Raw genomic sequence first — 23,527 nt, 5'->3', positions numbered from 1 at the left:
GATTTGCTTCCGCCAGATGAGCGTACCCTGTTGCTGGAGACTTGGAATCGGACTCAGTCTCCTTATCCCATGGACCGGTGTATACACCAGCTTTTTGAGGATCAGGTCCGTGCCGCCCCCGGGGCGACTGCGCTGATTTTTGGCGATGATACGGTCTCGTTCGAGCAGCTCAATGCCCAAGCAAACCAGCTTGCACACTTTCTGGTCCAGCAAGGCGTCAAGCCGGATGATCGGGTGGCTATTTGCGTTGAGCGATCAATTGAACTGGTGATTGGCGTATTGGCGGTGCTTAAGGCCGGATGTGCATATGTACCGCTCGACCCCGCCTATCCCTCTGGTCGCCTTGGCACCATTCTCATGGATGCCGATCCTGCGTTTCTGCTTTGTGACGTCACCGGCCGCCGGCTGTTCGACGAGGAGAAACTGCACGGGCGACGCCTTGTCGAACTGGATTCGGCCAGCCCCGTATGGAATGACTGTACCGACTCGAATCTCGATCCAAGAGACCTTGGCCTTCTGCCTGAGCACATGGCCTATGTCATCTATACGTCGGGTTCGACAGGGACACCTAAAGGGGTCATGGTTGAGCATCGACAACTCGTAAATTATTTCACGTGGGCGCTTCCTAACTATTATGCCGATGCCGGCGGTAGCGGCTCGCCTACGACCATGTCCTTCTCATTCGACGGAAGTGTCACTGTCATATTAGGTGCGCTCATTGCAGGCCAACCGCTGACGATCCTTCCCACAGAGCAGCAATTTGAGTCTATCCTGAATGGAAGACCGTATGCACTGGTCAAACTGACGCCTTCCCACCTCAAAGTTCTCAATTCGCTGCTGGCGTCTGGCAATCCGCTTCCCCCTGCATGCAAGCTGTTGCTCGGCGGCGAAGCAATCGCCCCAGATGACCTGGAGATCTGGCAGCGAATGTATCCGGGTGTCGCGCTGATCAACGAATACGGTCCAACCGAAACCACAATCGGATGCACGACCTATACCGTCACTGGACCGACTAACGGCATGACCCATGTGCCCATTGGCCGACCCATCGCAAATACCCGTGTCTATCTTCTGGACGATCATCATCAGCCAGTTCCTATAGGCGCTCGAGGCGAAATCTATATCGGTGGCGATGGCGTCACCCGTGGTTACCTGAATCGACCGGACTTGACAGCGGAGCGTTTCCTCACCGATCCGTTTTCCTCATCAACCGGAGCCCGCATGTATCGTACGGGAGACTTGGCTCGCTATCTTCCAGACGGGAATCTGATTTATTTGGGACGCAACGACAATCAGATAAAAATCCGGGGCTTTCGCATTGAGCCAGGAGAAATCGAGAAATGCCTGACTGAACATCCGTCTGTCAGTGAAGCAATAGTCATAGCATCAAACACGGACACGGACATTCGCCTTACAGCCTACGTGGCTCCTCATGCAAATGTAACGGAAGACCTGAGCAGACCGACAGCCCTAGAGTCGGAATTGCGAATTCATGCCGCTAAGCGTCTACCGAGCTACATGGTGCCAACTATGTTCGTCTTTCTCGATGCATTTCCACGAAGCCCCAACGGAAAGCTTGACCACGGCGCGCTGCCATATCCAGGCAGCGCTCAATCACAGGAACTCCAAGGAGGGGCACCGCAAGGGCCTATCGAGGCTTTTATTGCCACCGTATGGATGGATCTATTTGATCGCTCAGATATAGACAGGGCGGACAATTTTTTTGATTTAGGTGGCCATTCTCTGTTGGTCATCAACCTGATATCACTGTGCAAGCGAAAAGGGCTTCTACTGACCGCGAGCGATGTCTTCCAACATCCCGTCCTTCACACTCTGGCTGCGCGATTGGAAAGCAACATCGGGAAGAACGACGACGACCTCGTCATTATTCGCGCCGGAAAATGCGGGGTGCCGGTATATTTTGTTCCTTCCGGAAAAGGCGACTATTCATATGCGTTTAATTTAACGTCTAACATAAAAGCGGACTGTCCTATCTACGCCATCCCGTGGCCTTCCGTTAAGGAAATGAAGAATTTGGCAACCATGTCCGGTATGGCCCAAAGAGCGATTGGCGTTATCAAGCAGATCCAACCGCAAGGTCCTTATCGATTGATCGGCTATTCGTCCGGAGGAATTTTGGCACATGCCATTGCCAAAGCCCTCACCATGGCGGGCGATATCGTTTCATTTGTTGGCTTGATTGATGTGCCAACGCCTTCTGAAAAATTGTTTCCGGCGATTACGGCAAAACGACTCTTTCTAGAAGAGATTTATCGATCCGCAAACAAATCTACGGCTGACCGCATCACTCTGATTCAAAGGAATGCCGACGACATTTCTCTAGAAGACCTGATCACTAGATGTACGAACGATGGCCTGATCACAGACCAGTTTGATCGATTTTCAGATTCCGCTACATGGGAACGGAGATCGACTTACACCAGCGCAATTAGAAATTACAATCCTGCCGGACTTGAAGCACGAGTTCACCACTTTCATGCAACTGAGTGTTCTAACAATGGCAGCGTTGATATCGATACTACATTATCCGAGGAGGATGAGCGGTGTCCTTCGCCGGCTTTTCTGTGGAAGGAAATTCCCACTCCGAACAAAATGGAGTTTGTTGGCATCCCCGGCGATCATTTCTCCATGATAGAGGATCCTACAAACAACATGCGTCTTGCAAAACATCTCGACAACTGTCTAAGCAACGGCATTTGGACGGCAGACGATTTCGGTACACAATGACCCGGTCAAAAAACACAGTCTCCCTGCATAAGAGAAATTTATCCAAGTTTTTGGGCGTTGAAGCTCCGAATCGACTCGAATATCTCCAATTACTCTAGGAGTAGTGTATGAGCGAGCAAGACCAATGGGATGAAATGGTACATGGCGGCGACGCGATGCGATCGGCTTTCGCCGGATGGGACAAAGAAGCCTCAGTTCGCCGCAAACCTATGGATTACGATTGTTCTACGTTATCAGCAGATGATATCCGTCAAAAGCATTGGTTCCTGCCAAGCGCTCTTCCGTATTTCGAGCATCCATCTGTAAAAAGTCTTGGAATGCAAGCATCACAGACTTTACAGGCACACGCACTCGTTTACTTCATGGAATATACGGCTCTACTGGAGCACCGGGTGGTGAATCGTTGTATGGAACTTATTGCTCACGATCTTCTACCCGTGGCATTGCCCGAGTCGACACGGCAAGATGCAATGTTGCTATATACGGATGAGGGGTATCACGCCTTTATATCGGCTGAAGTATCGAGACAGGTTGCCCGATTGATTGGCATAGTACCGGACCGGAGACAGCACCCAAGAGTGCAAAATCTTATCAATCACTTGAATGATGTGCCCGAAAATTTTAAGGCTTTAGGATCATTTTTGACTACCTTTGTCTCAGAAACCGTGATAACGAAGGAGTTTTTAAAATTTTCCAATGGGACTGTCGTGGCACCGGTAAGTAATGTGCTGAAGGACCATCTGGATGACGAGCGATATCACGCTCGATACTTCTCACGACTTTTCGACTACGTGTGGAAGGGTTTAAATGAATCCGATCGCAACTTTTGTGCGAGTTTTCTTCCAAAAATGATCTTCCAGTTCTACCGCATCAACGTCGACTGGGTTTCAGAGAGGCTCCAAGAAGTTGGCCTATCAAAGGACGACGCGTTGGAGATCTCCTCTCTATATGGAGACTCAAAGGCTGTGGTAAATCGTGCAAAGAATGGAGCCACTTCTACCATGCACGCCATCAAACGCGCGGGAGTTCTATCCAATCCTGAGCACGCGGACCATTTCAAGGAAGTGGGACTTATCAACTAGTTGCCTATGCCACTGCCATTAGAATGCGACAGACAGCTCGAAGTCATTCCATCCGGAAGTCGCAGGGCATCGAGCATCCCTTAGCGCGCTCTAACCTCTTTTCTTGCCCAAAGGAGCGCGCTGATGACTTGTCGAGCGGACGTTGCGGACATTAATCATTGCGCAGCGACGGTAACTATTACTGGCTGCGCCGACGAAATAATGCGAGAAGGTGTATTGAACAAAGGCAACTAGCCATTCAAAAACCCCACTCGGTCCACAAAAAAAAGGAGTGATATGACCCGTATATCCGGTTTACAAGCGAAGAAGGTACTAATGCTTATGCTCATCACTGGGTTGGTATTGCTCGGAGCAATACCTTTGGATGTAATACTGCCTTCGTTTCCGCATCTGGCCAGGCATTTCCACACAAACATTCAAACGGTGACATATGCTATAAGTGTTTTTACGATTAGTTTTGCTCTTAGCCAACTTCTTGTTGGTCCGCTCTCAGATAGAATTGGAATAAAGAAGGTCATTGTCGGATCGCTTGTCATTGCCATCATCGGCGGCTGGATTGCGACAATTTCGACCAATTATGCCACTTTCCTTTTCGCTCGGATAATTCAGGCGCTTGGTTGCTCATGTTTCGCACTGACGCAAGCAATCTTGCAAGATGAGTATAAAGATGGCGCGAGAGTCAAAATGCGAATTTATGCCACCACGTCCAGTGGCGTTTTTATATCCTGCGCCCCCTTGATGGGTAGCTATCTTCAAGAGACAGTGGGCTGGCAAGGTAGTTTCTGGTTTTTCAATGCTATCGCTATAGTGGTCTTAGTTCTAACAGTCGTCTCATATCGGGAAATGACCGCAAGATCGAGGAGAGGTGCTGGCTTCTATCTCAGCACGTATTCTCAGATGTTGCGGGATCGCAAATTCATGGGCTACTGGATGATCACTGCATTGGCGTTTTCGTGTCACTTTGCCTTTATCATTGCATCTCCACTCATTTTCATTAATGGGATGCACATGAGCCTGAGATCGTATTCTCTGACTCTCCTTACTTATGGCGCCGCATATGTTTCTGGTGGACTAGTAGCAACCCGACTCGCGAAAAAAACCGATACACAGGTTCTCCTTCGTGTTGGAACGACCATAATTGGCTTTGCTGGCATTCTGTTGATTCCGGGCGCTATCGGCTTATCCCAATCACCGTATTCGGTTCTTGTGCCGATGCTATTTGCGATTGTGGGGACTACCATGACTGTGCCAGCGGCGACTACAGAAGCCATGAGCGTGTTTGGTAAAACCGCAGGGACGGCATCGTCCGCAGGCAATCTTATTCGGATACTCGTAGGAGGTCTGATAAGCACAATTGTCTCTACCGTTGGAAAATCCATACCATTAAATATAACTTTTCTTCTGTTTTTTTCATGTGTAGCAAATTTTGGCATCCTTCAAATCATCCGAAGAAGAACTGCGAATGTCGCCACATTAGAGTTAACCGAAAACTGATATCACTATGCGTGGACATCACGCGTCCAGAATGCGTCGAGTGGTAAATCTGTGCCGAAGAGTACCTGAAGCTTGCGCAGGAGGGGCCGACATGAAGACGAATTGGGGAAGTTGTTGGGACAACGCACCTGCCTAGAACTTCGAAATCTTCAGGTCGCTAAACATCGGTCGGATCTTTAAGCATCTACGATATGCGCAACTATGCTCCCCTGAACATCGTCGACCGGTTCGAAGGCTTTCAAGGGAAACAGCGGCTACATTCGTTGGTTGATCGACTTACTGACGCATCCATGGGATCGTAATCGGCGCTGCGCACCCGTTGTATTTGAGACCAAGACAGGGCGAAAGAACTGTGACCGATCCAGTTGATGCTTCACGACAGAGGATAATGATGCGGGATAAAGCAAAGTTTGCTGAGGATGTTCGAAATCACGTCTGCAATGTACTGTTGAGCGAGGGCATGATCGACCTCGCTTTTGACGCTAAGCTCACGTGCGACGAGGTGCTCGACACCCTTCAACCGCTCCTGACTCGCAACACGCCGTTTCGCGCTCAGACGCTGTTGCACTCCGCTTTGGCCGATCCTCGCCGGACATTAGACGTACTCGACTCCACTCTTTCCACATTGAAGCAGTTGCCGCAATGGCACGCGTCCGCGTTGCAGGATGCCGTGACGCAGGCTGCCGCCCTGCATGAGATTGCTGCACCCAACGCACACGTGATCTGCAAGTGCTGGATGTTATTCGGTCCTTCACCTCTCAACGTGTACTCTTGCATGCAAGCGTTGGGGCGGGACAGCGTGTGCCGGCGCTGCGAGGCCGTGCTTGAATCTTTTCGAAGCAATTTGATGGTGAGCTGAGTGGCGTGCATTGGGATACTGGGCGACACGGGACGCATGGATTGAGTGACGCGTCGTGAGGGATGCAGAACCCAACACGTCGAACTCATCCTTAGCTATTGGGGCGTAATGGAGGGTCCGTTGTAAGCGGCTGTGCAACCCATCTTGAAGTTCTATTGCCCGTTTCGCGTCGCGCGGTCACCTTCTTCGTTTGCCTCGTTACGACACTCGAAAACTCCTTCCCGTGTGTTACCGTACCCGAAGTAGACCTGCCGGGAAGACTTCGCGTCGGGCATGGACAGCAGGTTATGGCACATGGCCGGGCCGCCCCCGACAGTTTGGCTGATGCTCAGTCAATCTTCTAATTTCCCGGTGCCCTCACATTCGAGACACGTAACTCCGCGCAACTTCCTCGGTCAAACCTGATTGGCGCTCAGATGCACGCGGCGAGTCCAGCGCTACAGCGAAGGATGCTGCAGCTTGCGCCTAGACGGGAATCATGTCTTTCGTTAGAGATTTGTCCAGGCGGGTAAGTGCCTCGCGCTGCGAAACGGTGATAGGCGCATTACGGTCACCGCGTACATCCTTTACAAGCCCGAGCAACATCCTATGGATGTGTTTTTCTATGGTCGCGGTCTTCACGTCCGCGTTTTTCGTCACCATATCGTAGCCAATCTTTTGTTCGCGAAAATATTCAAGATCCGCACGGTTCAGTGAACCACCCACTGCTTCAACGAAAAGCCATGTCTCAGGCGAAGCCAGCTTGATCGACGCGCCCGTCACATATACTCGAAGACCGATCCGGATACGCAAATAGGTTCGACCATGGCCTAAAGAATACTGTGCGTGCGAATCCACGAACCCACCCTCTCGCAACGCGTTATTCAAGAATTGGTCACCCACCGTGTATGCATCGGTCTTCCCCGGAACCTTGAGGCGCTGGTGAATTTTGAAGTCCACACTCGGGGTAATTACGTTATGGCTCGACCAAGCGCCTCTGAAGTGCGGATGTAGCGTGCTTGCGATCAGTTGCAGATTGCGCAGCAGCTTCGTGAACTCCGCTGGTCCATCAATGTTCTTGGCGAGCATTCCGGCGCCGTGGCGCCCAAAAGTAAGGCTTTTGAAATACTTCAGCAGCTTGTGAGGGTCCACTTTCTGCATAACGATCCCTTCTTCTTTGAGGTAGTCGACGAGCATCGCAACCAAGTCGGAACCTGATATATGCGCGGTTAAATGACGAGCAAGATCATTCCAGCGGCGCACATCGAGGGTGTGGGAGTTGTGCATCTCTCTCGACAGGAGAAGCACGTTGCGGCCAGGCTCTCTTTCTTGCCAGTGCTCGTAATCGTCGAGTTGCGCTGGTTTTGTTTTTGTCTCAGAGAGCGGCTTGTCGAAGTATTTGATCTCGACAAGTACTCGGGGTATTTCATCATCTCCTATAAGCACCGCCAGATCTGCCGACCTGGTGCCCTGCCTACCTTGGAAACGAAACTCCGTGACGAAACTCGCTCCGTTCAGCTCCTTTGCCGGGATACCGCATGCTATACAGATGAACGAAGTGAGAGCCTTGGGGTGACGCTTGCCGATTTCCCGCAAGACGAGGCTGAGGTGACGTCCGTAAAAACCGGACCCGAACCAGCTTTGGATGGTCGAAAGATAGTTTTCCAAGCGCGTGACATTTGTATTGGTTGGTCGATCTCGCAATCGAATTGATGCTTGTCAGGCAAAACAACAGCTCGAACAAAACACGACCTCGGTCAGGCGGGTAGCCACAGTCCACTGTCGACTTGATCGTCTGGCAGCACCTCTGATAACCGCTATGATGCCGCTAGTTCTCACTTAGTTGTTTCGGGTTATTCAGAATCATTTCCGGTTTTCCCCTGTACGTTGTAATGGTTCCAGAAACACACACGCTATGACCCAGGTACGTCACTTCTGGATTGCCAAATGCAACCCGCGCATCGCCCCAAATCACAGCCATAAACGGCTGGCTAGGGTACGGACTGTCAAAGTCGAGAAACGTCGATTGCCCTCGACTGGAGGCTGCATACTTGGCGCTTGCGATCGTCCCGCACACCTTAACGAATTCGCCAGTATGCGAATGAGCCAACTGACTGCTGATTGTTTGGGCCTCGCCACCAAAGGCCGATGAAAGAAAAAACAATGAAACTGCAAGCGGGAGCACGACACGCATGACTGCACCTCTTGGCGGAATTTTATCGTTGTGGCACAACGAGCATCGGTGGCTTATACGGATTTCCGGCGCCGTAAGGGTTGTTGATGCTATCAGACGAATAAGGGCTGCCGTATCGACCGTAGCGATTCGACGTTGATTCCGGGTCGTACTGGTTGGCGCTCAGCCTGCCGTGATAGACACCTTGCTGGTCGTAGAGGGCTGGAGCATTGGTGGCGTATGGGTTTCGAGCAGACTCGTTGCTGTACGGGCTTCCGTACCGACTGTACGGGTTGTTGACACCGTTCGGCGCGTAAGGGCTTCCCGCGCCATAGGGATTATTCAGACATCGCGAATCGTACGGGCAAGTCTGAGCGACGGCTATCCTACAAAACCACAAAATACCGACGACTGCAACGCCTGTTCGCAACATGTCTACCCCATTGACTATGTTTCACCGGCGGACGCGAATAATAATGCGATGTCCGTCGTTTGTCCCCTATCATAGGGCAAACAATAGGAATTGAGATAGTTGCAGGCACTGGTAGGAGGTTGCGTACCCACGCAATGCCATAGTCAGTCCCAACCTCCGCGAAAAGGCCACGACCGGTCAGCGGGCGAACCTGCGTCGCAAACTTCGCGAATATTGTCATGACAGCAACCCTGTTGATTTGGCCGAACGATAAACGTTGAGCTTCAACCGGGTAGCTGCCTTTTGATGAGCTACGCGTCGCAACTGACGCACGAACACGGTATCCCCAAATCAAACGCGACTGCCGGCCCACGTATCAGCTTTGCTTTTCGATGTTTTGAATTCGGATACCCGAGCGGGAAGTCGACGCGGAAAAATGACCTCCGCATCCGAACCGAAGCCTGATTCCCGAAATTTGGCCGATGCCAATGCTTGACCGAGTGAAACCCGAAGACGCTCGGGAAGATAAACTCCAACTCCTCGTCCACGACCTAATAGCAGATTTCTTCTACCGCTGTTCTATCTCTGACCGTCTTATCGAGACGCAGCGCATCGATAACAGCCACAATCAAAAGAATCTGGAGCGCCTCTTCCGACAAACGTGAAAGGTACCATCCCATGGCCGGCGCGTAGAAGATATGTTGATCATTATAGACAGCGTTACGCTTTGTCCTGTTTAACATTCCTTCGTTTAAAATATTAATTTCGGCAACAAGACGATCTTCATCTATTGAAACTGAGAGTCTCCTTATATACTTGTGTGAATCACACATTCTACGCACGCTGCTTGAAGACTGTCCTTCATGCGCTGCTAGTAAAGCCTCAACGCCAGAAAATATCGAGGAGGTAGTCGTTTCGTACAGATTCTTTGGGTTCCCGTCAATATCCAACCATAAGCCACCCGAATCACGTGGAACCACCTGAGCCAGAGTTTCTGCTCCACTGTTGTCAATATACCCACCGTCAACCAACTTCATATCTCTAAATTCACCTGCTGGGGATATGATTGGAAACCGTGAGCTATGCAATATAGCCTGCCCGACTTGAATCGTGTTATCAGAGTCAACCCAAATGGTCCCATCACTAGGAATATTCGTCTTGATAGAACGTGAGGAGAAAACCACCCGTGTACCTGACTTCGAATCTGATGAATTGAAAAGCACAATCGGACCCGGCGTTATCCCCCCCGTGAGCTGATGCAACGGTAGCTCAAACCCCGGCGACATGACACCCGAGGCATTGACTGTAGCCGCTCCTTTCAACATCGATTCCTTAACCGATTTTTGCCAACTGTCGAGCAATGATTGGCCACGCAAGCTCAAGGCCGTAACTCTGAAGATATCGCGTGTTAATAACGTCGTTAAAGTACTGGAAAGGTAATCCTGCAACAGTGCGTTTTGTACCATTGTCTCTAGTGGTCCTCTTGCGTCCACGTACGCGCCCATCGGAGTACAGGATTGCCACCCACCGCTTGATATCAACGCTTGTCGCAATGTGAGATAGACCCCGATTCCCAAGCTGCCACCAGATACTCCACTAAAGACCTTGATTCGCTGACCAAACCCACCACAAGTCACATCGTCCATTTTCGCCAAAAAAGCTGCCGTAAAATAAGCTGCCCTAATTCCTCCGCCGTGTGCATTCAAGATCACGTCCTGCTTTTCGGCGGGGGGTAGCGTTGCGCCCGTCCTCAGTTGAGGTACGGTCGCGCTATCATTCAACATCTCGCGCCCAACGTGTTCATCCGACCAATATGCAAATAACAGAATAGCGGCTGCGACTGTGTACACAGGGACCGCAGCCCCGTAGAAAAAGATCTTGATCAGCACATGAATTCCCGTGCAAAGCCACACCATTGCAAGCAACACGAGGATAAAGATTATTCCTGGCCCAAGAAATTGCTGAATTGAAACCGACAGGTGATTTAATACCCATAGAATACTCGTTGCCACAATAATCAATGACAATGCGTCGAGTACATTTCGTCGCAAAATTCCCAAAACCTCCTGATCATCTGGATTACTCGGCACGCCAAAGCTGGAATACGGCAGATTGGAAATAATCCTCGCCACAAAAAGCGGACCGAATGTGAGGGCGACCGTTGGTGCGGCACAGGTAAATGTTACGACACATATAATCCAGTACGCCACCAAATTCTTGCAGCTCCTCAGCCTTATCGCGCCATAAAAAACCGCCTTATTTCCGAATCGCTTTAACGTCGCTTCGCAAAACGCAGCAAATACTAGGCTGAGTAATGTAATGCAACACACAATCCCAACCCCGAATGAAAAATCAATTCGTATTAGAGAATTTCCAATGGTGAGCTGGCTCTCCGCATTTACATTAAACCAGTGAGAGAGTAGAAATCCCAAAAAACTACCGTGAAATGATCTATTGACGGCATTTCCGACCGGTAAGCTTCCGTCATCCAGGAAGAAACTTGCAAGCCCAATGCAAACAAAGAAAAGTACGGTCTTTTTGATATATCCACTGGCTTTTCTTCCATACAACCATGTAATTACGATCGGTGAAAGAATTGCAAGAAAAGCGCGAACACCAACGCCGTGGAATTGACTGTCGCTGAGACCGTGGTAAACAGGGACATCTCGTATGATGTCGTGCGCCGGACTTGCTACCGTTGCCGCACAAAGCAGGTTGAAAATCGATACTGCAACGGCAATGGTGCCGACGATTTGAGGCGTTGCCAGCCTCGCGGCGGAGACGGACGCTGAATATAACGCCTTGCTTTGATTAACCGTAGGCGTTGTGGTTGGGACCCGGTTAGTTCGATGGTTCTCTGTAACTATTGCAGGTTTCGCACGAACTCGAAGTAGTGAAATGATTCTGTAAATCCGTGCCTCACAAACTTGCGCGCCCGTCATCAAGAGGACATGGCTTGAATGCGCAAGCCCTATGCCGAATCCAAAAAAAATGAACAAAAGCGTCAGTAACGGAAGTGCTTCATCAGTCGGCGCAACCATTGTAGCGCCAGAGACCCCCAACAGAACCTCACGTCCTTCCTGAGTGCCAAGCAGAGTAAGAGAGAGAACTACTAACGACAAAAGCGATATGAGTGCACTTTCGAAAAATATCCGCGCCCATGCTGTGAGCGTCGGCCAAGCGCAACGTGAATAATTTCGGAATCTATTCCTAACAAGTCTCAAACGGTTTCGCGATTCTCTTTTGGTCGGAACCTTATCCGTCTGTTCTTCATCAAGTAATGGTGTGTTTTTGCCCGTGGTTGCGATTGCCGTGCCGGTTTGCTTGTTCAGTTGAGCCAAAAGAAAAAGAAATGCGGTACCGAACAAACCTAGGGCGCCAGCAGAGCGAAACGTTTCGGCAAGATTTGGACGCTGATACACCAGTGTCCAGTCTTTTCCGTCGCCGTGGCTCGTCGCGACACTGCTCCCCATAACCCAGATCTCTTTCCGCTTGGGTGCAATGAAGGCCGCGTCCCAAGCGAATTTATCCGAAAAGCTTTCGGACTTCCATTTCCGACCACCATCGCTGGTTGCCACAATGACGCCCCGGTCACCTCCTGCCCAACCATGCAGGCCGTCGGGCGAAAAGTGAATCCATCGCAACATGCTTTTTGCGACCGTACTGTCCCGCTCTTCCCAGTTACGGCCTCCATCCGTTGTTGCAAGTATTGTCCCCTCTGAACCTGCCGCCCACCCGTGCAGGCCGTCTTCAAGGAACTCAATCGCCATCAGCAACTCTTCCGTCCGTCTAGCTTGCACTTGCCACGTGGCCCCGCCATCTGAAGTACTTGTAATAATCCCACCTCCGGCGGCCCACCCTCTCATCCCGTCCTTGAGAAAATACAGGCTGTGCAAATCGTGTACTTCTGTCTGAAGCTGTCGGATCCAACTGCGTCCTCCATCGTAAGTGGTTGCTATCAGCCCTCCATCTCCTACGAGCCAGCCTCGGTGACTATCCGACAGGAACTGTGCTTGACGAACCAGTTCCAATTCCTTGGTGTCAAGGGAAAAGACATGTTGCTCACAATTCCCTCCAACCTTTTGTATCGCGTAAATTTTATCCCGCGAAAATATCCATGCATGTAAATCATCGGCGGCAACATATGCCCGATCATATGGTTGATCAACGACCGAAAAACTTCCACATTTTCCCGTTCGGATCTCTTCTGCCAACGGTGATCTTACCGGGTTATTTGCCGAGCCCGGAAATGTTTCAATCAGCGCAATGTTTGCTGGCGTCTGCGTTGTCATCAGCAGAACCACTATGGTGTAAACCGATACTAATCCGAAGGCCAACAGAAAGCTTCGGCTCAAATTCGTCCGCCAATTTACGGAACAATTGTTTAAACGCCGCGAGGTGGTCATCTCGTCCTCCCCGGCACAGACCGCGCATTGGGATAAGAGTAGTCGACAGAAGCGGATTTGGAGCCGGCTCTTTCTGGTGAATCGCATGGATATGCAGGCGCGTTCTTCTAAGGCTTCTACCCAACTTACTGGCGCAGCCCCATGAATTTCCGAACGCGGTCTCCCACTTAAACAACGAGTGAGCATCTGGGGGCGCACTGGCGATTCCCCCTTTTTACTCCTTGTGTATTTTGGCGACTGTCAGCACATGGTCGCTTCCCGATGGGTCGGCGACGCCGTTCCGACGATGACGTTTTTTGAGGGTTGATTTCCCGACACCACCCTCGCCAAAAATTCGCACTGCGACCATCGCGAATGCGCCCATCATTTCAAACTGATGCAATACTTTTGTTGTGAGTGCCTTTACATCTCACGCGGTTGATGACTATAAATTCTTTTACCAATTTCAACCGTTATATGGACACCACTTGTCCGTATAGATCCGTTAGGCTACCGTACACATACCTATGCAACCCAAAGATTGGATTGAAATACTCAAGGTCGTGCTGACGCTGGGCGCAGCCATTTGGGTGTATTTCCGCTTTGCGCGAGAGCGAACTCATGCTCGGCGAGTCGAGATGACTATCGATTGCACATTTCACGGACTGCAAGAAGGTAAGTATCTCGCAGAGTTCACCTTTCAATTGAAGAACAAAGGGCTTGTTGTGCACCGCTTCCGTAGGCTCCGACTCCGTGTTCGGGGCGTGGCGAATGGAGACGTATTGCAGCCTTGGAGTGAGCAGCCGTCGCGGGTCGCCTTTCCGGCACGGGTGATTGACGAGGAAGACGTGCTCTTCTCAAAAAGGTATGCGCATATCTTCGTCGAACCAGGCGTCGAGCAACTAATCACATTCGTGGGAGCGATACCGGAAGAAATCAGCTTCATTCTTGTGCGGGCCGAGTTTGAGTATGCGGACGGTCGCACGCACAGCACAGAGCGCGTGTTCGCAACCGGCGCGCAACCCAGCCCGCCCTAACCGTTCACCGCCGACCGTATGTTCTAGTCTGTTGCAGCCTGTGGCGCGCGCCGCCGTCGAATGACCGTTCAGGTACGTTCACGGCTCTTGTGTAGAAGTATCGGCCGAGATTCGCCCGAACATCACGTCAGTTGGCGGTCAAGCGACTGCGGCCGCTGGCCGCCGTCAACGTGTTTCTCTTGCGACCCGCGATGCAAAAATACAGCTATTGAAGTCAGCAGCGGGTTGACGACGGTACCAGGCAAAGTTGCAGGTCCCGCTTCTCAGCCGCCCGGATTGCTTCTCTCTGCCAGCTCCCAAGTGTCTCCCAGGTCAGTTTGCGTACCTCGGCCACTTCCCCCGAAAAGGACCATCTTCTTTCTACTACCATCAAAGGTCATTGCATGGGAGCAGCGCGCTTGCGGGCCAATGTCTTGACGCTGAGTCCAAAGCCGACCGTCCCAAGACCACGTATCCCCAAGGAATACCGAAGCTGGTGAAGTAAGTGTCTCAATCTCGCCACCGAAAAGAATGCACTCAGATCCGTCAAAGCCGAGTCCGGCGAAAGCCCTCGTGACTGGACCAAAGTGCGAGACGCGCACCCAGTTGTTCCCGTTTCTTTCCCATGTATCTCCAAGATACGCCGTCTCACCAACCCCACCGAATAGGACAACTCGACCGCGAACGCTGTCATACGTCATACTCTGCCCCATCCGAGGCGATGGCCCGGTCTCGTCCTGCTGGCTCCAGACAGTGCCGTCCCACTCCCAGGTGTCCCCCAGAAGCTGTTGATTTCCGTTCGAAGGATTGGCTCCCCCGAACAATATGATTCTGTTGCCGGTTGTATCACTGGCGATTCCGAACAGGTGGCGTGCCGAAGGTCCGGTGTCATCCAGTTGTGTCCAGTTCTGCCCATCCCACGCCCATGTATCACCAAGAGGCGTCGGCGACTGGTAGGTCCCTTGTGACCCGCCGAACAGCAACACCTGTTGCGACGCGTCGTCCCAAGCCATTCCATGATTACGCCTGGCCGACGGGCCCATATCCGAGACCTGTTTCCAATAGTTTCCGTCCCATTCCCAAGTGTCGGTTACGCCGCTCGATCCGCCAAATAACACAATCGTTTGCCGAACTGGATCAAATGCAATATCGCAGCCCCATCGCGGAGCCGGCCCGATATCCTGTCTTTGTGTCCAAAACAGTCCCGGCAGTCCTGGCATAACCAAAGCTCCCTTCCGCAGTCGCGCGTGATATCCGACTACGAACGTTCATCATTCTCCACCCGCCACCATGCGCAGCCACGCGTACACGACCACATCGCCTGGTCATCAGGAGACGATCTAAATTTGAGCTAGTACATCAACTGATTGCCTTGAGCAATGCTAAACGGAACCAATGTTCCCGAGCAATATGCCATCAGTATTAGCTTGCCACGCGGCGATCGCAATGTAACGCCGACGCAACGGATGACTGTTAGTGAAAAACGTGCTCCCACTGCGCTTGCCAGCGAGTATCCGGTGGTTATCCGAGAACTGAGAATAGGCGGCATGTCGATAATGAATATCAATCCGCCACCACGGTGCCGTTTGCGATGGCTCGTCGTCCTTGCAAGGCATCCACTGTGACCTAGAATCCGGTGGCAGGGCTGTCTTCGACGGATACATGAATCGTTGTTCACGATACGCTTCGTCGTTTTGATTTACGCAACTGTCCAGTTTCCGGAACATCGAAGGGCCCCAGCCATTACGCCCTGAGTTCGTAAGTGACGTGACCGGACACCCGTATTTAACACGCCGGAATTGCTGAACCGGAGGCGACAACCAGTCCTCCGGTTGGGCACCACGGTTTGACGAAGAGGCTGTTCGTCAAGTGTTTATTTCCAGCGCCGCCTTCCTCGTCTCAGTGTGCCATATCGATGGGTTCCGACTCGATCAAACGACGTCGATTCATCAATACCCAGTTCTTCACGCCAACGGACAACCCGCCGCTCGTGCTGCGGCCTTGGCACGAAGTTTTTGAAGCAATGGACACGAACATTGCGACTATTGAAACCTAAACGACTCAGACTGGGACCGGATCTCGCACCTGTTCCCGATTAGAACCGGACGCAGATATGGGAAGACCCCAAGGCATCCGAGAGAGCTGATTGACGCAATACTCTGGGTACTGACGCATGGTGAACGCTGGCACCACTTACCATCAACGTTTCCCCCGAGTCAAACCTGCTACATCAAATACTTGCAATGGAGACGCGAAGGAATCATCGCGCAAGTGATTCTAGAATTGGGTATCGATGGCAATTGCCTTGTTCCTCGGCATCAGCCTTTAGAATGTCCGAAACGCTCCCAACCATGAAGGTTGCCTTGTTTGCAGATACCGCCGCCCGCCCGAAGACACATGCGACTACCCCGGCATCGGATGGCTGTTTGGCGCGAACTCGACTTCCCGAAAAGCACGTCGACTGACAGCAAAGTGACGAAGCTCGGATCCGGCTATAGCCACTTCCCGTCGCCCGGGGCATTGTTCGAAACCGTTGCGGCCTGGGTGGCGGAGGAGATGAACAAACGGGTTTCCGCGAGCCTCGCGAGTGTTGCCGTCCCCCACACCGCAGCGCCTGGCAAACGATATTCGTTATTTCTTGTCGCGCTCTGTGTTCGTGTGAACGATCGCAAGTGCCGCGACCTGCTGTACGACCAGCAGTTGCCTATTCAGACATGCGTGACCGGTAACAGTCAGGTGTGAAGCTCTGAAGACAACGTGCCTCTCGACTGACGGCTCACCCCGGCGACGGGGAAGGAACCGGCACTGCCAGCCGCCGCGCGGTGTGAGGTGCAAGGCAAGTTCCGCAAACACAACATATGTGAACTGTTGCAAACCTCGTAAAACGAAATGGGCCAAAGCGGCTGTCAGGCCCAGACCAAAAGGTGAGCAGCCGGTTGCTTCCGTCACGAAAGGGAGCACGTCGTCGTAAGCGCTGCCGGGGGAGAGACAGGTGCTAAACGGACAGACCCGGGAATTAATCGGGCCGGCAGGGACGGGAACGTGGTAAGCCCAATTGTCCGCCGACGCCACACGTTTGGCTACGGCAGGTAACCCGCGAGGGAAGCTGTTGGGCAAGTGGGTATGAGAACGCGGAAAAAGCGAATGACGGGCGGTAATAGCCCGCATAGGGGTTCAAGATTTGCCTCGGCCCGAAAGGGTGCAGACTTCCGCGTGGTGCAGTTGTCGCAGGTCCATGTTAGAGATTCAGCGAGGGGAAGCTTGCGAGAGACCGGGATTCTTACGGTTCAGCGCTCTTCGTCCCAGCGATGAGGCGAATCGACAACGTGATGCTTGCGAAGGGCTCGTGCAGCTTTTGAGACCGGCGTCAGCGCGACGCTTAATGCTGTGCGCGAGCGCAGTGCGGTGAAAGTCGCATGCTGCGTTCTTCGGGGGCCGCGTTTCCGTGAGGGAACGTGGCTACCCTCTCGTCGCGCCCCATGACGAGCTTCGTTGGGGCGTTTCCGCGTCCGTTTCGCATTCAATCATGAGGCGCTGCATGGTATATAGACATATAGACGGGACCGACGACGCCCGATGTGACCGATGGTCTTGAACGGCATCGGAATCCGTTCCGGCCGGACCAACTGCATTCGGCAGTCGCTCTCATTGCGGGCGTCGTGCTCGGCTTGATCTTTTTGGTCCTCGACGGTCATCGAGCATGACGCGGCCGTTTGAGATAGCGCCGAAGTGCTGCCGCTACCGCCATGTGCCTGACGGATTGTGCTCTGGCTTTCAGTTCGCTGCGGAGCGCCCGAGCCGAGTGCGTGTTTTGCTAGTACGAGCCGCGACAAATGAAAGTGCGAAATCCCACACTTCTCGCCATAAGGTACCAAGGGAAACACCGGGGGACTTTCATGACCGATTTCGTCTAGCTTTTAACAGGACCATCTGACCTTCGGCGCGACTGCCCTGCTTCTCTTTCAGTAAAGATTGCTCAGTCGCTCCATTGCGATCTGGGCGCGGCGACCATCTATCTTGAACAATGCATTCAGACATTAAAATTTCAGGTTCTTCTCGGATGCCGTTTACCCCAACCGGGTTATATGGAGGTGTCATGGATGTCTCTCACGATCACGTGATCCACTCAAAAAACGGTCGACTGAATGCGGTAACGACGTCCGTTGCAGATGCCCAACGCATTGCGAAGCAGGCTTTCGAATCCGGAAAGCCCAATGGCGTTGTCCTGCACTTCCATGGTGGCCTCGTGAATGCAACCGCTGCACTAGGCATCGCCACACGACTTGCCTCGCGATACGATAGCGCCGGCACTTATCCAGTTTTCTCAATTTGGGAGAGCGGGATAATAGAATCAATTCGCAATAACCTCAAGGACATTCTCCAAGATCAGGTCTTTCACGAACTGCTGAAGAAAGTTACAGAGTGGGTCGTAAGGAAAGGGACAAGTTCGATTACCACACGCGGCGCGGGACAAACGGTCAATGTGCGAAACCTGCGCACCGATTTTGATAGGTGGTTGAACGGTGAGATAAATGAACCGCCCATAAAGGACCAGCCATCCGCGCCGGGGCATGTAGTCAAGGGCGCTGAGCCGGATATCGACGATCTCTCTGCAGACATTGAAGCGGAAATTGAACTTGACACGGATTTCGAAGGGACGATGGCTGGCCTTTTCGTCGCCACGGGCCTGGTCAGTCCGACTACTACCAAAGGAGCGGGAATCACGGCCCGCCCGGTAGAAGTTCTGGTTGACAAGCGTGCATTGGACGAAATGTTTCCGAAGCAGGCTACGACCACCAAAGGTGGTATCGCGTGGCTGAGCGTCGCGAAGTTTGTCGCTAAGGTCGTTATTGCAGTCATCCGTCGACTCGGTTCCCGGCGTGACCACGGCGCATACACAACGATCGTCGAGGAAGTCTTGCGCGCCGCCTATCTTGCAAAAGCAGGAGAGGTCATCTGGCGTCAAATGAAAAAGGATACAGGCGATGCCTTCGAGAATGCGGACGGCGCCGCAGAGGTAGTGTTACAAACGTGGAACGACCTCGTTGCGTCTGGAAAGGCTGCGCCGCGAATCACTCTGATCGGACACAGTGCTGGTGCCCTATATATCAACAACTGGATCCGACGCTCAGCACAAGTAACACCTAATTTGCGATACGACGTTGTGCTTCTTGCCCCCGCTTGCCGGTGTGAGCACTTCACTAATGCGCTTAACGCCGCTCCAAACGCCATTTCCAACTTCCGCTCATTCGGAATGCAGGACGCGCTAGAACAGCAGGACAGGTTGGTATCAGTTATCTATCCAAGGTCGTTGCTGTACTTCGTCTCAGGAGTGGTCGAGGGTGGCGCCGACGTTCCGCTCCTTGGTATGCAACGCTATCTCGCGGACACGGACATCTTCGATGGCGCAGATTTCCCCGCTGTTCAGGTAGTCCGCGACTTTGTGGCCAGCAGCAAATATCGAACGGTATGGTCGATATCAAAGAATGGTCCGGGCGCGAACAGCGCATCGGTGTCGCACAGTGACTTTGACGATGACGAAACGACGCTCGATAGCCTGTCATCCATTCTCAAGGAAGGTTACTAGAGCGAGGCAAACATGCCCTCTGAAGACGTTGCCATTTTGACAGGCATCTCCTGGTACCCAAATCCAGGCTATACACAACTATCGGGGCCGCCGAATGACCTGAAAATCGTTGAAGAATGGCTCTTGGACCCCAAGCGCGGAGCGGTGCAACCGGAGAATGTCTACAAAATAGAAACGCCACCGGTTGACTCTCGCGACTTTGATCCTGAGATAGCACCACCGGTTGGCCAAGACTTCGACCGCGTATTTCGAAAACTCCTGACATCTCGAATGAAACTTGGCGCCGGAAGGGTCCAAGGTCGCTTGTATTTGTATTTCTCTGGTCACGGTTTCTGCCACCGTAGTCTCGAAAAGCCGGCGGAAGCAGCGTTGTACTGCGCTAACGCCTCCCGCGAGATGTACGAACACATCTTCGGAACACACTATGCGCGCGTAGCCGTTGGGTGGGCACTTTTCGCTGAAGTTGTATTGATCATGGATTGCTGTCGCGACTCGGAAGTATCTAGAGTCCCGATGCCACGACCGTACCGCGATACCCCGGATGACGGCCTGGCGGCTGAAGTAAAATTTCTGAGCATCTACGCTGTTCCAAAAGGTGCGAAGGCGCAAGAACGGCCCATTGAAGAGCGAAATGGCAATGTCCATGGGCTATTAACCCATGTTCTGCTGAAACTTTTGGATGAGTTGCCACCTGCGGATGGTGTCCAGATTTCAGCTACACAGCTGAAGAACCACATACTGGAAAGCTGGCCAGCGATCTGCGGGCCCGAAGCTGCCCCGCGCCCTGACATCTATTTGCCTTCGGCAGGAGAAGTTTACTTTCCGTCCGCAAACCAGGGTAGTCCGTTTGAATTCAGATGTGTGTCCCCCTTGCAACAGGCTTCGACGCTATCTCTGGTAGACGGTACCTTCCAGATAATCGCGAACTTTTCCTTGGATCAGTCAGGTCCGGACGTAGTGCACGAGGCTGGCCCAATAATCTCATATGAGCGCCTTGCAAATACACTGAAATTACGCATGAAACCCGGCTTATATCAGTATCGTGTGGATCTACCGGCAAAGCAGGATACATTCAAAGTGGATGGCAGCAATGGCTATGTCGAACTGTGACCGCGAATTCGTCCTTGAGACCAATAATCAGCAAGCTGAGATCTTACTGGTTGATAGCTCATTCAGGGTTGTAGCAAGAGGCCCCTCCCCACTGGCTGGACGTGCGGCGCCAGGCTTATATGCGATGAAAACAAAGATTGGAGACGTAGAGAACGAAGCATTGTTTGTCATCGAGGGTGACGAAGGGAAGGTTACAAAGCAACGTTTGGACTCGCCACATTTCGAAAGCCCCCTTCCCTTGGAAAATACAACTACGAGCCACGAGTATCAACGGAAGGAAATAAATCAGATCCTTCAAGAGATCGGTGCACCGGTTGCACCATTAGATCTCGGAGATGGGGCTAACATCGTCGTCTGTATCCGGGATCCATCGTCAACTCACGATGCCCTTTCGATGCCTGAAACGTCAGACCAAAATCGCGAGGACTATGCCGATAGTTTCAAGGGATTCCGTATTCTCGACGTCGATGACAATACGTTAGTCGATTTTGAGCAATCAGCTACGCCAAAACTAGAGCATGGCTTCCTGGGCATCACGGTTCGCGTCAATCCAGGCAGGTACTCCTTGGCTTACGGACGAGAAGACGAATGGGTGTGCTTCCCCATCCCAGCGGTTCCTAACTGGACCTTCCAGGTCTACATAAATCTGATCCAAACGGGTACCGATTCGTTCAAACTCACACCAGACTTCCCGGATATGGCAGTATTTTTCGATCGTCCTTCGGTGACAGTGTTCGATCCATCACGGCTCGACCTGATTGCCGGCGAAACCGTAAGGAAGGGGCTGATCGACGGCAGGAACTACGTTGACACGCCGAACATGCACGCCCTTCTTTCAGGGAAGTTCGAAAACCCAATGCTAGGTCTGTACGCCGCTCACCTATTATTGCTGGATCCGACTCCGAACGCACATCTTCTGGACACTGTGATCAACAATATGGGACGAATGCTCGGCGACGATTTCCCCGACGTCATTGCGCTTCGCTGGGCCTTCTCACAACGCCTAGGAATAGTGCAGCCGAACGTGCACACGCAGGAAAGCCTCCTGGAACAGGTAAAGCAACTTACGGATCCTCCGATTTTGGCGCGAAGCTGGGACCAATTGCTTGCTGCGGCCAAGAACCTGCCCGTTGGCGAGCTATCGAATTCATCGATGTTTCGAATCAGTGGGGATTTGCTTTCCCACGGCGTCTATATCGCATGGCGTAAACGGTCGATGGCCCGCGATTTTCACGCATGGCGCACTTTGTCTCAGGATGCCTCTCACGCCCTCCTGGCAACGCGAATTACTCAAAGCCTCGGCGAGAGTGACCGTCTCTTTGGACTCTTTTCAATGTCCGATCGTACGTTGGGTTTATTGTACGCAGCGGTTCAATTATGGGATGAAAAATCCAAGGATGGGGATAAAAATCTGATAACTCAGATTGCAGAGATTACAGATAGCGAGGAGGCAGCGCGGCTGATGAGAAAGCTCGCCAACGCAGTGGATTGGTCATTGGTCATGTCCTGGCTGCGTCGTAACTGGCCCGAATGGATTGCTCAGTTGAGTGTGCTTCAGCGCGACCTTCTTTTAACGATGCGTGATGCGTCACTCAACGACGACGCACTGGATTCCATGACTGGCAAATTCGTCGAACGTCTACTTGCAAATCACCGCGCGCCACTTTCGGTGTTACTAGAGGGACTGGAGGGAGCCGCGAAATTGGCAACCGCAGTTTCCGCGTTGATTGAAACGATTTCGCAGTCGATCGACGAGCCCCCTCCTACCTCGCCTCTCGCGGAATGAGCGAAAAGGCAACAGGGCTCGTTGGATGATCAGCCTTTAAATTGGTCCAGCAAAGGACCATCGAGCTTGGACACCGATTCTGACTCACCGACTGCGGTCGCGACGCGCTTCATTGAGGCGGCCCGTACATCGCCGACCTCGAATACGCCTTCCACACCGGTCATCAGATTGGTAGTTGTCCCGTTCACGGCCTGCCACCGCCCGCCAGTGTGGACCGCCGTACCAGTGAGCACGAACCCGTGCGCATCGAGGTCCACGCACATGTGCGCAGCCAATCGGTATTGGGATTAGCGTAAGCGCTCAAGAAGCGACGTCTTGACCTTTGTTGGATCAGTATGACTGTCGGTCGTCGCGAGTCGGCATCGGCACGGCCAGCTACAATCCTCGGCTGGCTTCCTTAATGCTCTCAGTACCGTTCATGAACAATTGCCCTGTTATCCGGTCGGCCCACCCTCACGACGCTGCAGCAATCGAAGCACTTTATCGGCAGTTAGTCGGCGACCCGCATGTTCGGGTCGAACGCGTTCGCATCCAAGCGATCTCCGATGATCCCCGTACTAAGCTTTTCGTCTGCGAATTGAACGGCGAGGTGACGGCCACGGCATTGGTTTCCCTGTGCTCGGACGTCATGTATGGGGATCAACCATTTGCCATAGTGGAGAATCTAGTGGTCGATTCGCAGCATCGAGGCAAGGGACTAGGCGACAGACTGCTTCGAGAGGTTGAGCGGTTCTGCCTGGAAGAAGATTGCTCAAAGATGATGCTGATGAGCACAGCGACGCGGGTAGATGCTCATCGGTTCTTCGAGAGAATGGGCTTTCGGTCAGACGTAAAGCGCGGCTTCGTAAAATACCGCAAGCAGTTTGCTGTCACAATCTGAGTGCCGAGCGCAGAAA

At 52.4% G+C, this 23,527-nt stretch carries 15 protein-coding genes and 1 pseudogene; 11 read left to right on the top strand and 5 right to left on the bottom strand.

Features of this window, described 5'->3' with window-relative positions; translation table 11 throughout:
- The 4 genes from BLT65_RS44170 to BLT65_RS44155 all read left to right on the top strand — a co-directional run.
- The coding region (locus BLT65_RS44170; RefSeq protein ID WP_143036701.1) for a non-ribosomal peptide synthetase at positions 1–2,748 on the top strand (2,748 nt) is incomplete at its 5' end.
- Between the two features lie 107 nt (positions 2,749–2,855).
- Complete coding sequence (locus BLT65_RS44165) at positions 2,856–3,830, top strand: diiron oxygenase (protein WP_091790408.1); 975 nt, start codon at positions 2,856–2,858, stop codon at positions 3,828–3,830.
- 276 nt (positions 3,831–4,106) lie between these two features.
- Positions 4,107–5,324 carry an MFS transporter gene (locus tag BLT65_RS44160; protein ID WP_091790407.1) on the top strand — a complete coding sequence of 406 codons (1,218 nt, stop codon included), beginning with the start codon at positions 4,107–4,109 and terminating at the stop codon, positions 5,322–5,324.
- Between the two features lie 352 nt (positions 5,325–5,676).
- A complete protein-coding gene (locus BLT65_RS44155; protein WP_143036700.1) occupies positions 5,677–6,183 on the top strand; it encodes a hypothetical protein in 507 nt (168 codons plus the stop codon).
- Between the two features lie 465 nt (positions 6,184–6,648).
- Here the strand turns inward: BLT65_RS44155 and BLT65_RS44150 are convergent, their stop codons facing one another.
- From BLT65_RS44150 to BLT65_RS44135, 3 genes are all read right to left on the bottom strand, one after another.
- Positions 6,649–7,830, bottom strand: coding sequence for a hypothetical protein (locus BLT65_RS44150; RefSeq protein ID WP_091790405.1), 1,182 nt, complete (start codon positions 7,828–7,830; stop codon positions 6,649–6,651).
- Between the two features lie 160 nt (positions 7,831–7,990).
- Positions 7,991–8,356, bottom strand: a complete 366-nt coding sequence (locus BLT65_RS46935) for a DNA-binding protein (RefSeq protein ID WP_143036699.1) — start codon at positions 8,354–8,356, stop codon at positions 7,991–7,993.
- Positions 8,357–9,298: 942 nt separating this feature from the next.
- Positions 9,299–13,153 carry a YCF48-related protein gene (locus BLT65_RS44135; protein ID WP_167306661.1) on the bottom strand — a complete coding sequence of 1,285 codons (3,855 nt, stop codon included), beginning with the start codon at positions 13,151–13,153 and terminating at the stop codon, positions 9,299–9,301.
- A 506-nt stretch (positions 13,154–13,659) separates the two neighbouring features.
- Between BLT65_RS44135 and BLT65_RS44130 the strand changes: the two genes are divergently transcribed.
- Positions 13,660–14,169: a hypothetical protein gene (locus tag BLT65_RS44130; RefSeq protein ID WP_091790403.1), complete on the top strand. Its 510-nt coding sequence runs from the start codon at positions 13,660–13,662 to the stop codon at positions 14,167–14,169.
- A 263-nt stretch (positions 14,170–14,432) separates the two neighbouring features.
- On the opposite strand, the gene BLT65_RS48260 is transcribed toward BLT65_RS44130, so the two are convergent.
- Positions 14,433–15,161, bottom strand: a complete 729-nt coding sequence (locus BLT65_RS48260) for a Kelch repeat-containing protein (protein ID WP_091790402.1) — start codon at positions 15,159–15,161, stop codon at positions 14,433–14,435.
- 1,051 nt (positions 15,162–16,212) lie between these two features.
- Between BLT65_RS48260 and BLT65_RS44115 the strand changes: the two are divergent.
- The 5 genes and pseudogenes from BLT65_RS44115 to BLT65_RS44095 all read left to right on the top strand — a co-directional run.
- Positions 16,213–16,503, top strand: a pseudogene (locus tag BLT65_RS44115) (transposase); the annotation flags it as partial.
- A gap of 42 nt (positions 16,504–16,545) precedes the next feature.
- Positions 16,546–16,890, top strand: coding sequence for a hypothetical protein (locus tag BLT65_RS44110; protein ID WP_143036696.1), 345 nt, complete (start codon positions 16,546–16,548; stop codon positions 16,888–16,890).
- Between the two features lie 1,354 nt (positions 16,891–18,244).
- Positions 18,245–19,735 (top strand): hypothetical protein, encoded by a 1,491-nt coding sequence (locus BLT65_RS44105; RefSeq protein ID WP_091790399.1) that lies wholly within the window; start codon positions 18,245–18,247, stop codon positions 19,733–19,735.
- A gap of 12 nt (positions 19,736–19,747) precedes the next feature.
- Positions 19,748–20,845 (top strand): caspase family protein, encoded by a 1,098-nt coding sequence (locus BLT65_RS46930; RefSeq protein WP_143036695.1) that lies wholly within the window; start codon positions 19,748–19,750, stop codon positions 20,843–20,845.
- Positions 20,826–22,631 (top strand): hypothetical protein, encoded by a 1,806-nt coding sequence (locus BLT65_RS44095; RefSeq protein WP_143036694.1) that lies wholly within the window; start codon positions 20,826–20,828, stop codon positions 22,629–22,631. Before BLT65_RS46930 ends, BLT65_RS44095 begins: the two co-directional genes overlap by 20 nt.
- 29 nt (positions 22,632–22,660) lie before the next feature.
- Here BLT65_RS44095 and BLT65_RS44090 read toward each other — a convergent pair whose 3' ends face one another.
- On the bottom strand, positions 22,661–22,888 hold the full coding sequence (locus BLT65_RS44090; protein ID WP_143036693.1) for a hypothetical protein: 228 nt from the start codon (positions 22,886–22,888) through the stop codon (positions 22,661–22,663).
- Between the two features lie 143 nt (positions 22,889–23,031).
- Between BLT65_RS44090 and BLT65_RS44085 the strand changes: the two genes are divergently transcribed.
- On the top strand, positions 23,032–23,511 hold the full coding sequence (locus tag BLT65_RS44085; protein ID WP_208545904.1) for a GNAT family N-acetyltransferase: 480 nt from the start codon (positions 23,032–23,034) through the stop codon (positions 23,509–23,511).
- Positions 23,512–23,527 lie beyond the last annotated feature (16 nt).

The organism is Paraburkholderia steynii (assembly GCF_900100565.1).
Lineage (GTDB): Bacteria > Pseudomonadota > Gammaproteobacteria > Burkholderiales > Burkholderiaceae > Paraburkholderia > Paraburkholderia terrae.
Note: the sequence above shows the minus strand (reverse complement) of the source record. Positions and strands in the feature narration are given on the sequence as shown.

What these genes read in the sequence shown, in the direction of transcription:
- BLT65_RS44130 (WP_091790403.1), top strand. Translation starts at nt 13,660, where the DNA reads ATGCAACCCAAAGATTGGATTGAAATACTCAAGGTCGTGCTGACGCTG.
- BLT65_RS46935 (WP_143036699.1), bottom strand. Translation starts at nt 8,356, where the DNA reads ATGCGTGTCGTGCTCCCGCTTGCAGTTTCATTGTTTTTTCTTTCATCG.
- BLT65_RS46930 (WP_143036695.1), top strand. Translation starts at nt 19,748, where the DNA reads ATGCCCTCTGAAGACGTTGCCATTTTGACAGGCATCTCCTGGTACCCA.
- BLT65_RS44135 (WP_167306661.1), bottom strand. Translation starts at nt 13,153, where the DNA reads ATGACCACCTCGCGGCGTTTAAACAATTGTTCCGTAAATTGGCGGACG.
- BLT65_RS44165 (WP_091790408.1), top strand. Translation starts at nt 2,856, where the DNA reads ATGAGCGAGCAAGACCAATGGGATGAAATGGTACATGGCGGCGACGCG.
- BLT65_RS44105 (WP_091790399.1), top strand. Translation starts at nt 18,245, where the DNA reads ATGGATGTCTCTCACGATCACGTGATCCACTCAAAAAACGGTCGACTG.
- BLT65_RS44160 (WP_091790407.1), top strand. Translation starts at nt 4,107, where the DNA reads ATGACCCGTATATCCGGTTTACAAGCGAAGAAGGTACTAATGCTTATG.
- BLT65_RS48260 (WP_091790402.1), bottom strand. Translation starts at nt 15,161, where the DNA reads ATGGCTTGGGACGACGCGTCGCAACAGGTGTTGCTGTTCGGCGGGTCA.
- BLT65_RS44095 (WP_143036694.1), top strand. Translation starts at nt 20,826, where the DNA reads ATGGCTATGTCGAACTGTGACCGCGAATTCGTCCTTGAGACCAATAAT.
- BLT65_RS44085 (WP_208545904.1), top strand. Translation starts at nt 23,032, where the DNA reads ATGCTCTCAGTACCGTTCATGAACAATTGCCCTGTTATCCGGTCGGCC.
- BLT65_RS44110 (WP_143036696.1), top strand. Translation starts at nt 16,546, where the DNA reads ATGCGACTACCCCGGCATCGGATGGCTGTTTGGCGCGAACTCGACTTC.